Source organism: Achromobacter sp. RT286_PF (genome assembly GCF_059760425.1).
Window position 1 is genome coordinate 235,102 of sequence record NZ_JCBAMR010000001.1, and the last position, 13,748, is coordinate 248,849.

Sequence of the window (13,748 nt, forward strand, 5' to 3'; positions counted from 1 at the left end):
CATAGTCCGGCGCCATGCAGCTGCCAAAACCCGCATTCACGCGCCTGGGTGGATGCTGGAGGCAGTATGAAAAACATGAAGCTTGGAACCCGTCTTGCGGGTGGCTTTTCCGTCTTGCTGGCGATGATTATCGTCATGTGCATCGTGGGGTTGGTCAGTCTGGCCAACATCAACGAATCGGTCGAAACCGTGACGCAGCGCTCGCTCATCAAGGAACGCCTGATCAGCGACTGGGGCCGCAATATCCAGACCGGCGTGACGCGCACCACCGCCATCGCCAAAAGCGCCGACGCCAGTCTGGCCGGTTTCTTCACGGAAGAGGCGGCCGCGTCCACCCGTAATTCGTCGGCGCTGCAACAGAAGATCGAACCGTTGATCGAGACCGACGAGGAAAAACGCCTGTGGGAAGGCATCCGCAAGTCTCGCGGCGACTACCTGCGCACGCGCGACGCCATCTTCAAAGCCAAGCAGGACGGCGACGTCGAGGCGGCCAACCGCGTCTTCACGCAGGAATTCCTGCCGGCCACGCGCCAGTTCATCGACCAGATCAACAAGCTGTCGGACCTGCAACGCGCCGAGATCGATGCCAGCGCGGCCGACATCCAAAGCGCCTACGGCGCCGCCAACCTGTGGATGATCGTGATCGGCTCGATTGCGCTGGTTACGGGCCTGGTACTGGCCGTGTTGCTGACACGCGGCATCACTCGCCCACTGGCCGACGCCGTGCGCGTGGCGCGCACCGTTGCCGCCAATGACCTGACCAGCACGATCACCGTGCGTTCGCGCGACGAGATCGGCCAGCTGATGCAGGCGCTGGAATCCATGAACGCCAACCTGGCCGGCACGGTCGCCAGCATCCGCACCGGCGTGGACAGCATGGCGTCCGCATCGGGCGAAATCGCGGCGGGCAACACCGACCTGTCGTCCCGTACCGAACAGCAGGCGGCATCGCTAGAGGAAACGGCGGCCTCGATGGAGCAACTGTCTTCCACCGTGAAGCAGAACGCCGACAGCGCCCGCCAAGCCAACCAACTGGACGCGGCCGCCTCCGACACGGCCTCGCGCGGTGGCGCGACGGTGTCCGAGGTCGTCAGCACGATGAACGCCATTTCGTCCAGCTCGGTCAAGATCGCCGACATCGTGTCCGTCATCGACGGCATCGCGTTCCAGACGAACATCCTGGCGCTGAACGCGGCCGTGGAAGCCGCGCGCGCGGGCGAGCAGGGCAAGGGCTTCGCGGTGGTCGCAGCGGAAGTGCGCACGCTTGCGCAACGCAGCGCGCAAGCAGCCAAGGAGATCAAGACGCTGATCGAAGATACGGTGCAAAAGATCAGCCAAGGCTCGATCAGCGCCGAACGCGCGGGCACCACCATGCAGGAAATCGTCAGCTCGGTGCAGCGCGTGACCGACATCATGGGCGAGATCGCGGCGGCCTCCGCCGAACAGGCCGACGGCATCGAACAGGTGAACCGCGCGGTATCGCAAATGGACGAAGTCACGCAGCAAAACGCCGCACTGGTAGAAGAAGCCGCCGCGGCCGCCGGGTCGATGCAGGACCAGGCAGCCGAACTGACGCGGGCAGTCAGCGCGTTCAAGTTACCGGGGGTTGTCGCGGTAGCGCATGCCTCGCCGCGCGTCGCGATCGGCCACGCATTGGCCCGCGCAGGGTAGGGCGGGGTAGGGCGGGGTAGGGCGGTAGGGCACGGCACGGCGGGGTCACCTGGCTCTTCAGCCGTCTGCCCGCCGCACAAAGAAAAAAGCCCCTGATTTCTCAGGGGCTTCGTTCTTGAATACTGGCGGAGAGGGTGGGATTCGAACCCACGGTACGGGGATACCGTACGCCTGATTTCGAGTCAGGTACATTCGACCACTCTGCCACCTCTCCGTGGCTGGGTTCCAAAACGGTGGTGCCTCTTGCTTTAAGACCCCAGACTTCAAGTTCTTAAAAGAGGCTTCACTGAAAGATCCCTGGTCGGAAGGATCTTCGTTGTTGGAGCAGCGAAGCCCGCAATTCTACAGGAATTTTTTCTTGTGTGTAAAGGGGGTGCGAAAAAATCTTTGAAGGGAGGCGTCCGACGCTTCCGGTGGTCGCGATCTTTGCCCAGAATCCTTCCATTCGCGCTGCGCGCCTTCGGTCTTTCCCCATCATCCCCAGCCGGCATCCTGTTCCATGGACCTCATCCTTATCCTTCTGCTTGCCGCCGTGTTGTGCGTGCCGATCACCCAGCGTCTGGGGCTGGGCGCCATACCGGGCTACCTGATCGCGGGCGTGCTGATCGGGCCGTCCTGCCTGAAGCTGGTGACCAACGTCGACACCATGATCAACGTGTCGCAATGGGGCGTGGTGATGATGCTGTTCATCATCGGGCTGGAACTGTCGCCCAAGCGCTTGTGGGCCATGCGCAGCGAGGTCTTTTTGTTGGGCACCTTGCAGATGCTGGTTTGCGGCCTGCTGCTGGGCCTGGTGTTTGGCGCGGCGCTGCGGCATCTGGCCGGTATGGGATGGCAGGCTGCCGTGCTGTGCGGCTTGTCGCTGGCGTTGTCGTCGACGGCGGTGGCGCTGCGGCTGCTGGATGAGCGCACGTTGACCCGCACGCCGCTGGGGCGATCGGCCCTGGGGGTGCTGCTGTTTCAGGACATGGCAGCCATTCCGATGTTGGTGGCGGCGGGGCTGCTGGGGTCCGACGGCACGTCGGCCCCGTCTTTCAAGGAAGCGCTGGTGGCCGTGGCGGTGGTGACGTTGGCCTATCGGCTGCGCCTGCTGGGCTGGGCCGCCAAGGCGCAGCTGCAAGAACTGTTTACGGCGGCCGCGCTGTTGATGGTGGTGGGCGCGGCGCAGTTGTTCGACTACGCCGGCCTGTCAGCCGGTCTGGGCGGTTTCCTGGTGGGCGTGTTGATGGCGGAATCGCGCTATCGGAACGACCTTGAAAGCGCCATCGAACCCTTCAAGGGGCTGCTGCTGGGCCTGTTCTTCCTGGCCATCGGCATGTCCGTCAACTTGAAGGTGGTGGCCGACCACTGGTCGTTCATTCTTGGCGGCGTGGCGGCTTTGCTGGTCGTCAAGGCGCTGGTCCTGTATGGATTCGCGCGATTTCTGGGCTTGCCGCGCTACCACCGGCTGCTGTTCGCGATGGTGCTGGCCCAAGGCGGCGAGTTCAGCTTCGCCATCTTCAACGAAGCCTGGGACAACCACCTGGTGAATCTTGAACAGCGCGATGTGCTGTCCGTCGTGGTTGCGATTTCGATGGGCGTGGTGCCGGTGCTGATCAAGCTGCTGGAGCGCGTGCCGGAGAACCGGGGCGGCATGGCGGATCTGCCCGGCCCTGCGCAGACGGCGCCTTCGCCGGAGTCGGAGCCGTTGTCCGGTTCTTCAGCTGACACGTCCACAAGCGCCTCGGCAAGCGCCGCGGCAAACACGCCCGCAAGCCCCTCGACAACCCCCGCCGACAGCCCCCCTCGCGCTTGACCCCGCACTGCGTGGGGTCATGGCATGATTGCCGTCTTGCAGGGCGGCTACACTTGTCTCCGCTCTGCTTTTCGACCCCACGGTCACCCCACCGTCACCCCCGCCAGACCCCAGGAGAATGCGCATGCTTAAAGGAAAAGTCGCCCTAGTCACCGGTTCCACCAGCGGCATCGGCCTGGGTATCGCCACGGCCTTCGCGCAGCAAGGCGCCGATATTGTCCTGAATGGGTTTGGCGAGGCCGCCGAGATTGAAAAAGTGCGCGCCGGCCTGGCCGACAAGCATGGCGTGAAGGTCGTCTACGACGGCGCCGACCTGTCCAAGGGCGACGCGGTGCGCGGCTTGGTCGAGAACACGGTGCGCCAGTTGGGCCGCATCGACATCCTGGTCAACAACGCCGGCATCCAGCACACCGCGTTGATCGAGGATTTTCCCGCTGAAAAGTGGGATGCCATCCTGGCGCTGAACCTGTCCGCCGTGTTCCACGGCACCGCCGCCGCGCTGCCCCACATGAAGAAGCAGGGCTTTGGCCGCATCATCAATATCGCGTCGGCGCACGGCCTGGTCGGGTCGGCCAACAAGTCGGCCTACGTGGCGGCCAAGCATGGCGTGGTGGGCTTCACCAAAGTCACGGCGCTGGAAACGGCCGGGCAGGGCATCACCGCCAATTCCATCTGCCCGGGCTGGGTGCGCACCGCCCTGGTGGAAAAGCAGATCACCGCGCTGGCGCAAAAGAATGGCGTCGATCAGGAAGCCGCCGCGCGCGAACTGCTGGGCGAAAAGCAGCCGTCGCTGCAATTCGTGACGCCGGAGCAATTGGGCGGCACCGCCGTGTTCCTGGCCTCGGACGCCGCGGCGCAAATTACGGGCACGTCCGTTTCGGTCGATGGTGGCTGGACGGCGCGCTGATAAAGGAACTACGAATGTTGTTTTTGCTTTCCCCCGCCAAGAAGCTGGACTACGACTCGCCTTTGCATATCGAGACGCATACCCAGCCGCTGTTCGTGGATCAGGCCGCCGGCCTGATCAAAGTGCTTAAGACCAAGTCCGCCGAAGACATCGCCGGCCTGATGAGCCTGAGCCCGGCGCTGTCGGAACTGAACGCGCAGCGCTATGCGCACTGGAAGCGCAGCTTCACCCAGACCAACTCGCGCCAGGCCGTGCTGGCATTCAACGGCGATGTGTACGAAGGGCTGGACGCCTCCAGCCTGTCTGCCAAGCAGCTGGACTGGGCGCAAGAGCACGTGGCCATCCTCAGCGGCCTGTACGGCGTGTTGCGGCCGCTGGATCTGATGCAACCGTATCGCCTGGAAATGGGCACGCGGCTGGAAACGCCCAAGGGCAAGAACCTGTACGAGTACTGGGGTTCGACCATTGCGGACTATCTGAACGAGCGCCTGGAAGGCAAGAAGGCGCCGGTCATCGTGAACCTGGCGTCCGAGGAATATTTCAAGTCAGTTGACTTGAAGACGCTGAAGGCGCGCGTGGTGCAGTGCGTGTTCCAGGACTGGAAGAACGGCGCCTGGAAGATCATCAGCTTTCACGCCAAGCGGGCGCGTGGGTTGATGGCGCGCTACGCGATTCAGCACAAGGTGACCAAGCCCGAAGGCTTGCAAGGCTTTGATTTGGAAGGCTACGCCTACGACGCCTCGGCATCGACGGACGACAAGCTGGTGTTTCGCCGCAAGCTGGCGGATTGATGCGGTGATGCGGTGATGCGTGGACGGCGTGGTCCGTCGACGCCGTCATCAGTCGACGCGGTAAGCGCGCGGTTGACGTGAGTACTGTTCCACGTCTTCGCGCGCTTTGCCCGTCTTGCGGGTCACCAAGACCTTCGCCTTCAGGCCGCCGCCGCTAGCGGCGGTGCGTGCGTCGGGTCGGCCAGCGCCTGCAATTCCTGGCGAATCATGTGCGAGGCCTTCAGCATCTGTTTCAGCGGATAGGCCAACGCCGCCTGCTCTCCGGATGTGTCGAACTGCGTGGGCAGGGTGGTGGCGATCTGCGGGCGCTTTTCGTCCAGCAGGTCGACCATGCCGTTCATGGCAAGCTGCACCGCCTCGGGCGTTTTGGGCAGCGCGGCCAGGATGGGAATCGCCGCCGTGATCTGTGATGCCAGCACGTGGTTCTGGATCAGCAGGTTGTTCAATTCCGGCACGCTTTGCTGGTGCGACTTAGGCTCGCTCATCATTCGATAGAACGCTTCGGCGAAGTTGCTGAACGCAATGTGCACGTTCTTGCGCGCCAGCCGCCAGGCCAGGTCGGCGTCGATGACGGCGGGCGTGTCGGCGGCGGATGTGGCAGTGGGGCTGGCGGCGGGGGATGCAGGGGTTGTGCCGGCGGTCGTGGCGGCATTCGTGGCGGTAGCTGTGGCCACGTTTGACGGCGCGCCATGCGCCTGCATGGCTTCCACGTAGCGCAGGCCCGCAACCAGGTACTCGCGGTTGGCGCGCGTGGCGGCGGCCGCCAGCGGCTTCAGGTAGCGCGCTTCCCACCACGGCAGGATGTAGCTGCATATCAGCGCCAGCGCGCAACCCAGCAGCGTGTCGATGGCGCGTTCGCCAATCACCGACATCGACACCGTGCCCGGCGACACGAAGTGGAACACCAGCACCACGAACAGGGTGTTGAATATGGCGCTGGCCATGTAGTTCAGCTGCACCAGGCTGTTGCCCATGATGCAGGCGCCCAGCAGCACGGCGAACAGGATCTCGGGGCTGTCGGTCAGGTTGAACAGCAGCAGGGCGCAGATGCAGCCGATCAAGGTGCCGCCCAGGCGCCAGCCATTGCGCTGCCGCGTCAGCGCGAAGCCGGGCTTCATGATGATGACAATGGTCAGCATGATCCAGTAGTTGTGCGCGGAAAACTCCGGCGACAACCAGCGGCTGGCCAGCGTCATGGCAATGGCGGCGGCGGCCGTCACGCGCAGCGCGTAGCGAAAATGGGGAGAATCCAGCCGCAAGTTGCTGGTCAGGAGCCCAATGCGGAATTCCTGCCGCGAGATGAATCGCGTCAACGACTTGTTGATGCGCAAGACGTCGGTGGGCTTGGCGTCGGGCGATGCCGCCGTGTGGTCGGCCAGGCGGTCCACGATGCGGGCCGAATTGCGCAGGCGGCGCAGCACCTGGATGATCAGCGCCAGCATCTCGGGTTCGCGTTCGCCCAAGCCTTGCTGTTTCAGCTGTTCGATTTCGTATTCGATGGCGCGCAGCTCGGCCTTGGCGCTGCTGCGGTATTGCACCGGGCGGCCGCGCGACACGTCCAGCGCGATGCGATTCAATTCCAGCGACATCTTGACCAGCGCGTCACGCATGAACATCAGGCAGTCGTTGCCGGCCAGCGTGCGGCGCAGCGACGCGTAGTCGGTATGCGTGGCAACCAGCGTGTCCAGCAATTGCAGCATGTCCACGAACATGTTCCAGATCATCACGCGCTGGCGGTCACCCACGCCCTTGCCGCGTGGCAGCGCGCGCAGCACCATGTCGCGCGCGGCCTGGTGCTTTTCCGTCATGATCGATTGGCGCTGGATCAGTGCGCGGTAGGCCTCGTCCAGGTCGGCCGTTTCGTCGTAGAAAGCGGCGCGAGCGGCCACGTAGTCAGCGGTGGCGAACAGCGCCACCGACATGGCCTGCTGTTCTTCGCGCAGCCAGAACAGGCGCGAAAAGCCCAGGCTGAAGACCACGTAGAACAACGCGCCGCCCAGCGTCGCGGCGGCATGCGCCAGCACTTGGTGCGGCTCCAGCGGCGAATGCATGGTCAACGTCATCAGCAACAGGCCGGCAAAGCCGATCAGCCCGCCGCGCTTGCCGAACACCGTGAACATCGAATAGACAAAGCACTGCGCAATCACCACCAACCAGATCAGGACGGGGTTGCTGGAGGCCAGGCCGGTAATGATGACGGTAAGCGTACCCAGCGCCGCGCCGCCCAGCATTTCGTTGGTGCGATGGCGCTGCGGCCCGCCCGGCTGGTCGATGATGGCCAGGCACTGCGCGCCAAACGTGGCGACCAGCCCGGTGGTGTAGTTGCCGAACAGCCCACCCAGCACCAGCACGGGCAACAGCATGCCAACCCCCTGGCGCACCCCCCCGAAGAAGTAGTGGCTGTAAAGGAAGCGGCGGATGCTGGCGATGCGCAAATCCATGGGGGCGGGGCCTAATTCTCGCGATGCGGCAAGTATATAGATGCGCCCGCGAGTTAGGGCCTTTCCCCGCTGGGCCGCCCCAAGGGGAAAGCTGCCCCCTTGGGGGGGCAGAGAGCGCACGAAGGGCGCGAAGCGTGGGGGCCCCTTTCCCCGCTGTGGCCGGCCCAGGGGGGCAATGCTGCCCCCGTGGGCGGCATATATTCTGGGGTCGGATGGTTGCGGGACTTTCTCGCAATTCGCCTTGCATCGCGCGTGCAACGGTCGCTTCACGCCGATTTGCTACCTTTGACGCAACGCGGTAAATTCCATCTCTTGCGCCGGTCTGCCTATCCGATACCGGTGCGTTGAGGCGGATGGTAACGGGTCACCTCCCCAGCCATCCCGCCGCAGTGATACTTGCTGTTGGCCGCGCCACAAGCGTGTGTTGCCAAAGCTTCCATTTCGACCTCCAGCGTCCCCCAGGGGCGTTTGCACTGCGTTCTGTCGAGCGTGTGCCGGGTCGGCAGGGTGTCCGGGTGGCGTGGCTCCGTGAGCCGCTAAGCGCCGGATCATGTTGTCGTAGCCGGTATGGGTTCCGTTGCCGCCGTATCCGGGCGAGCAGCAGTCAGGGTTGCAGGGCCGGTACTGAAAGGAAATACAACATGGAAATGAATGGCGCCGATATCGTCGTGCGCTGCCTGGCCGATGAGGGCGTGGAACACGTTTTCGGCTATCCCGGCGGCGCAGTGCTTTACATCTACGACGCGATCTTCAAGCAAGACAAATTTCAGCATATCCTGGTTCGTCACGAGCAAGCCGCCGTGCACGCCGCCGATGCCTATTCGCGCTCGTCGCAAAAGGTTGGCGTCTGCCTCGTGACCAGCGGCCCGGGCGTGACCAATGCCGTCACCGGCATCGCCACCGCCTATATGGATTCCATCCCCATGGTCATCATCAGCGGGCAAGTGCCCACTGCGGCCATCGGCGAAGATGCGTTCCAGGAATGCGACACCGTCGGCATCACGCGTCCCTGCGTCAAGCACAACTTCCTGGTGCGTGACGTCAAGGACCTGGCCGAAACCATGCGCCGCGCGTTCTATATCGCGCGCACGGGCCGCCCCGGCCCGGTGCTGGTCGATATCCCCAAGGACATCACCGTCGCGCAGTGCAAATACACGCCGCCCAAGGGCGAGATCTCGATGCGTTCCTACGCGCCCGTCAACAAGGGCCACCAGGGGCAAATCAAGAAAGCCGTGCAGATGCTGCTGGCCGCCGAACGGCCGATGATCTACACGGGCGGCGGCGTCATCCTGTCGAACGCCGCGCCCGAGTTGAACAAGCTTGTGTCGCAACTGGGTGCGCCTTGCACCAGCACCCTGATGGGCCTGGGCGGCTACCCGGCCAGCAGCGGCCAGTTCGTGGGCATGCCCGGCATGCACGGCACGTACGAAGCCAATATGGCGATGCAGCACTGCGACGTGCTGCTGGCCATCGGCGCGCGTTTCGATGACCGCGTGATCGGCAACCCCAAGCACTTTGCGCAAAACGCCCGCAAGATCATCCATATCGATATCGATCCGTCGTCGATCTCCAAGCGCGTGCGCGTGGACGTCCCGATCGTCGGCAACGTCAAGGATGTGCTGGCCGACCTGTCCGCCCAATACGAAGTGGCGGCCGCCGAGCACAAGCCCGCGTCCATCACCAAGTGGTGGGAGCAGGTGGAAACGTGGCGCGGCAAGGAATGCCTGAAGTTCGCCAACTCGGACGAAGTCATCAAGCCGCAGTACGTGGTGGAAAAGCTGTGGGAAGTGACGGGCGGCGACGCCTTCGTCACGTCCGACGTGGGCCAGCACCAGATGTGGGCGGCCCAGTACTACAAGTTCGACAAGCCGCGCCGCTGGATCAACTCCGGCGGCCTGGGCACCATGGGTGTGGGGCTGCCGTACGCGATGGGCGTGCAGATGGCCAACCCTGGGCACGACGTTGCCGTCATTACCGGCGAAGCGTCGATCCAGATGAACATCCAGGAACTGTCGACCTGTCATCAATACCGCCTGACGCCCAAGATCGTCTGCCTGAACAACCGTTTCCTGGGCATGGTCCGGCAATGGCAGCAGATCGATTACGGCTCGCGCTATTCCGAGTCCTACATGGATTCGCTGCCCGACTTCGTCAAGGTGGCCGAGGCCTATGGCCACGTGGGTCTGCGCATCGAGCGTCCGGCGGATGTCGAACCCGCGCTGCGCGAAGCCTTTGGCAAGCACAAGGAACGCCTGGTCTTTCTGGACTTCATCACCGACCGCACCGAAAACGTGTGGCCGATGGTCAAGGCCGGCCGTGGGCTGACCGAAATGCTGCTTGGCTCTGAAGACCTGTAAGGAGGCCACCATGAAGCACGTGATTTCCGTCCTCCTCGAAAACGAACCCGGCGCGCTGTCGCGCGTGGTGGGGCTGTTTTCCGCGCGGGGCTACAACATCGAAACCCTGACCGTGGCGCCCACCGAGGATTCCACGCTGTCGCGCATGACGATCGTGACGACCGGTTCCGATGAAGTCATCGAACAGATCACCAAGCACCTGAACCGCCTGGTGGATGTCGTTAAAGTGGTGGACCTGACCGAAGGCGCCCACATCGAGCGCGAGCTGATGCTGGTGAAGGTGCGCGCCGTTGGCAAGGAACGCGAAGAGATGAAGCGCATGGCGGACATTTTCCGCGGCCGCATCATCGACGTGACCGACAAGTCCTACACCATCGAATTGACCGGGGTGCAGGAAAAAGTACAGGCCTTCCTGGAAGCCCTGGACCGCAGTGCCATCCTTGAAACCGTACGCACCGGCGTGTCCGGCATCGGACGCGGTGAACGGATTTTGAAGATTTGACCGGCCTTCCAGGCCACGCCACACCCTACATCTGAATTAATCGAATATCCAAAATACTGGAATCTGGAGCACAACCATGAAAGTTTTCTACGACAAAGACTGCGATCTGTCCCTCATCAAAGGCAAGACCGTTGCCATCATCGGCTACGGTTCGCAAGGCCATGCGCACGCGCAGAACCTGCATGAATCGGGCGTGAAGGTCATCGTCGGCCTGCGCAAGGACGGCGCTTCGTGGAACAAGGCCGCCAACGCCGGCCTGGAAGTCAAGGAAGTGGCTGATGCCGTGAAGGCCGCCGACATCGTCATGATGTTGCTGCCCGACGAGAACATCGCTTCGGTCTACAACAAGGAAGTGCACGGCAACATCAAGGCCGGCGCCGCCCTGGCTTTCGCCCACGGCTTCAACGTCCACTACGGCCAGGTCGTGCCGCGCGAAGACATCGACGTCATCATGATCGCCCCGAAGGCCCCGGGCCACACGGTGCGCAACACGTACAAGCAAGGTGGCGGCGTGCCCCACCTGGTGGCCGTGTACCAGGACAAGTCGGGCGCCGCGCGTGACGTGGCTCTGTCGTACGCCAGCGCCAACGGCGGCGGCCGTGCCGGCATCATCGAAACCAACTTCCGCGAAGAAACCGAAACCGACCTGTTCGGCGAACAAGCCGTGCTGTGCGGCGGTACCGTCGAACTGATCAAGGCCGGTTTCGACACGCTGGTGGAAGCCGGCTACGCGCCCGAAATGGCGTACTTCGAATGCCTGCACGAACTGAAGCTGATCGTCGACCTGATCTATGAAGGCGGTATCGCCAACATGAACTACTCGATTTCGAACAACGCTGAATTCGGCGAATACGAAACGGGTCCGAAGATCGTCACCGACGAAACCCGCAAGGCCATGCGCCAGTGCCTGACGGACATCCAGACCGGCGAATACGCCAAGAAGTTCATCCTGGAAAACACCGCCGGCGCCCCGACGCTGACCTCGCGCCGCCGCATCAACGCGGAATCGCAGATCGAGCAAGTGGGCGGCAAGCTGCGCGCCATGATGCCCTGGATCGCCGCGAACAAGCTGGTGGACAAGTCCAAGAACTGATCGACGTTCGGTGCGGGGCTGGCCCCGCGCCCCGTCCTCAAAGACGGCATGCTCGCAAGGGCGTGCCGTTTTTTATTGCCTTTTCCTCAGGCATGGCACTTGCTCTGTCCCGCAAGCGGGGCCATATGAGTTAACCTTTCACAGTCCGTTGTAAGTTATTGAGACTATGCCCAATTTTTCCATGCGCGATTCCGAGAACCGCCACCGAAGCATCTACTTGCTGCCCAACGCATTCACCACCGCGGCGCTGTTCGCGGGGTTCTATGCCGTCGTGCAGGCCATGAATGATCGCTTCGAAGTCGCCGCCATCGCCATTTTCGTGGCGATGGTGCTTGATGGCATGGATGGCCGCGTCGCCCGGTTGACCAATACGCAGTCTGCCTTCGGCGAGCAATATGATTCGCTGTCGGATATGACGTCGTTTGGCGTTGCGCCCGCGCTGGTCATGTACGAATGGATCTTGAACGACCTGGGCCGCTGGGGTTGGCTTGCCGCCTTTGTCTATGTCGCCGGTGCCGCGCTGCGCCTGGCACGCTTCAATACCAATATCGCCGTTGTCGACAAACGCTATTTCCAAGGCTTGCCCAGCCCGGCGGCCGCCGCCTTGGTTGCCGGCTTCGTCTGGCTGGCTGTCGATAACAAGCTGCCGATCCATGACAGCCTGATGGCCTGGGTGGCCTTTACGCTGACCATGTACGCTGGCATCACCATGGTGTCGAACGCGCCGTTCTTCAGCGGCAAGAGCTTTGCGCTGGGCCGCAGCGTGCCGTTCTGGGGCATCTTGCTGGTGGTGGCCGTGTTCGTGTTCGTGTCCAGCGATCCCCCGGTGGTGCTGTTCGGCCTGTTCGTGCTGTATGGTCTTTCGGGCTGGGTCATGTGGGCGTGGCGCTGGAACAAGGCGCGCCGCCTGACGCAAGAGCGTCGCGGGCAGTCATCGTCCTGACCGCTGTCGGTATTACTTACCGCTCACACAAAACCCGCCAGTCGGCGGGTTTTGTATTTCATCTTTGACGTTTGACGTTTGGCGTCGGGCGATTATTGCCCGGACACCTTAGCGCCACATGAACCTTTCATCGTCATACATCGGGTCCGGGCCAGGATGGAAGTGCGTCAGCTTGCTGCCGTCACGGCTCATGTAGACGTACATCAGCGAATTCCAGACGCCGTTTTCCTTGTAGCGATACGACCACACGACTTCGCGCTTTTCGCCCAGCCCTGCCTCTTCGATGCGGGCGGGCGGACCAAATTCACAGCGCACCCGGTCCGGCCCCCAATCGCCGACTTCCAGCACCTTGAAGTGCGCGTCCGTCAGCAAAGGCACGACAGGACCCACGCGCCCATCGGTGCCCACGTTGGTGCCCCAGGCAAATTGCCCCATCGGCTGCTGGGTCCAGATGACGCGTTGCCCGCCGCCCGCTTGCGGGCAGGTGTAATTGGGCTTGCCAAACTGGGTCAACACATCGGCGTAAGGCGTGCCGGGCGGCACCTGGGCCAGGTTCGCGCAGGCGGCCAGGCCGGTCAGGGCCAGGGAGGCGAGGGTGATGCGGGCTGTTCTGTAATATTTAGACATCTATTGCTCCTCTAGGCGCCGTGGGCGCTTGCCGGCCTCTGCCGAACAGGCGAAACCGTCTCTGGGGTAATTTTAGCGTTTCAGCTATAATCACCGAGCTTTATCAAACGTATTGATTGATTTTGCAAGATGCTTTGCGCCGGCAGTCCGGCTGCACGGTAGCCGAAAGCGGCCACTTTGCAGCTATTGAAGCAGCAGTGAGAAAGCAAAAACGCTTATCGCCGGGTCTTACGCAAATTTTTCCCAACCACGTCAGGGCACCTCGGCCCTGTCGCATGTCCGAAGAGGTCATCAATGTCTGTAGCTGACATCAAGAAATCCGATATCGTTGCGCAGTTCCAACGCGCTCAAGGCGATACCGGCTCCCCCGAAGTTCAGGTGGCTCTGCTCACCGCCCGTATCAACGAACTGACCGGTCACTTCAAAGAACACATGAAGGACCATCACTCGCGCCGCGGTCTGCTGCGTATGGTCAGCCGTCGCCGCAAGCTGCTCGACTATCTCAAGGGCCGCAATCCCGATTCGTACCGCGCTCTGATCGAAAAACTCGGTCTGCGCAAGTGATCGACGGGGCTGGCTCCCCATGACGCAACCGTGGTCGGTGCGACGTATTGTCGCAGC

At 62.8% G+C, this 13,748-nt stretch carries 11 protein-coding genes and 1 tRNA gene; 9 read left to right on the forward strand and 3 right to left on the reverse strand.

The features are described from left to right. Window positions 1-75 precede the first annotated feature (75 nt). Window positions 76-1,671 carry a methyl-accepting chemotaxis protein gene (locus AC6LJY_RS01095; RefSeq protein ID WP_498135099.1) on the forward strand — a complete coding sequence of 532 codons (1,596 nt, stop codon included), beginning with the start codon at window positions 76-78 and terminating at the stop codon, window positions 1,669-1,671. A gap of 123 nt (window positions 1,672-1,794) precedes the next feature. Here AC6LJY_RS01095 and AC6LJY_RS01100 read toward each other — a convergent pair. Further along, window positions 1,795-1,885: transfer RNA gene (locus AC6LJY_RS01100), tRNA-Ser, on the reverse strand. Window positions 1,886-2,170: 285 nt separating this feature from the next. Here AC6LJY_RS01100 and AC6LJY_RS01105 point away from each other — a divergent pair. From AC6LJY_RS01105 to yaaA, 3 genes are all read left to right on the forward strand, one after another. Then, window positions 2,171-3,466, forward strand: coding sequence for a cation:proton antiporter domain-containing protein (locus AC6LJY_RS01105; protein ID WP_314358275.1), 1,296 nt, complete (start codon window positions 2,171-2,173; stop codon window positions 3,464-3,466). Window positions 3,467-3,590: 124 nt separating this feature from the next. Beyond that, entirely contained in the window at window positions 3,591-4,373 is a 783-nt protein-coding gene (locus AC6LJY_RS01110; RefSeq protein WP_046807010.1) for a 3-hydroxybutyrate dehydrogenase, read from the forward strand. A gap of 14 nt (window positions 4,374-4,387) precedes the next feature. Further along, window positions 4,388-5,164: a peroxide stress protein YaaA gene (gene yaaA, locus AC6LJY_RS01115; RefSeq protein ID WP_046807011.1), complete on the forward strand. Its 777-nt coding sequence runs from the start codon at window positions 4,388-4,390 to the stop codon at window positions 5,162-5,164. A 140-nt stretch (window positions 5,165-5,304) separates the two neighbouring features. On the opposite strand, the gene AC6LJY_RS01120 is transcribed toward yaaA, so the two are convergent. Further along, entirely contained in the window at window positions 5,305-7,605 is a 2,301-nt protein-coding gene (locus AC6LJY_RS01120) for an FUSC family protein (protein ID WP_319308224.1), read from the reverse strand. A 353-nt stretch (window positions 7,606-7,958) separates the two neighbouring features. Between AC6LJY_RS01120 and AC6LJY_RS01125 the strand changes: the two genes are divergently transcribed. From AC6LJY_RS01125 to pssA, 4 genes are all read left to right on the forward strand, one after another. Further along, window positions 7,959-9,962 carry an acetolactate synthase 3 catalytic subunit gene (locus AC6LJY_RS01125; protein WP_314358285.1) on the forward strand — a complete coding sequence of 668 codons (2,004 nt, stop codon included), beginning with the start codon at window positions 7,959-7,961 and terminating at the stop codon, window positions 9,960-9,962. Window positions 9,963-9,972: 10 nt separating this feature from the next. Continuing rightward, the gene (gene ilvN / locus AC6LJY_RS01130; protein WP_006223608.1) at window positions 9,973-10,464 is read left to right on the forward strand and encodes an acetolactate synthase small subunit; all 492 of its coding nucleotides are present in this window, start codon (window positions 9,973-9,975) and stop codon (window positions 10,462-10,464) included. 76 nt (window positions 10,465-10,540) lie between these two features. Further along, entirely contained in the window at window positions 10,541-11,557 is a 1,017-nt protein-coding gene (ilvC, locus tag AC6LJY_RS01135; protein WP_046807014.1) for a ketol-acid reductoisomerase, read from the forward strand. Window positions 11,558-11,723: 166 nt separating this feature from the next. Further along, entirely contained in the window at window positions 11,724-12,500 is a 777-nt protein-coding gene (gene pssA, locus AC6LJY_RS01140) for a CDP-diacylglycerol--serine O-phosphatidyltransferase (RefSeq protein ID WP_046807015.1), read from the forward strand. A gap of 108 nt (window positions 12,501-12,608) precedes the next feature. Here pssA and AC6LJY_RS01145 read toward each other — a convergent pair whose 3' ends face one another. After that, window positions 12,609-13,127, reverse strand: coding sequence for a lipoprotein (locus AC6LJY_RS01145; protein WP_046807016.1), 519 nt, complete (start codon window positions 13,125-13,127; stop codon window positions 12,609-12,611). A 294-nt stretch (window positions 13,128-13,421) separates the two neighbouring features. Here AC6LJY_RS01145 and rpsO point away from each other — a divergent pair, with 294 nt between their 5' ends. Next, window positions 13,422-13,691 carry a 30S ribosomal protein S15 gene (rpsO, locus tag AC6LJY_RS01150; RefSeq protein ID WP_006223612.1) on the forward strand — a complete coding sequence of 90 codons (270 nt, stop codon included), beginning with the start codon at window positions 13,422-13,424 and terminating at the stop codon, window positions 13,689-13,691. The last annotated feature ends 57 nt before the right edge of the window (window positions 13,692-13,748 follow it).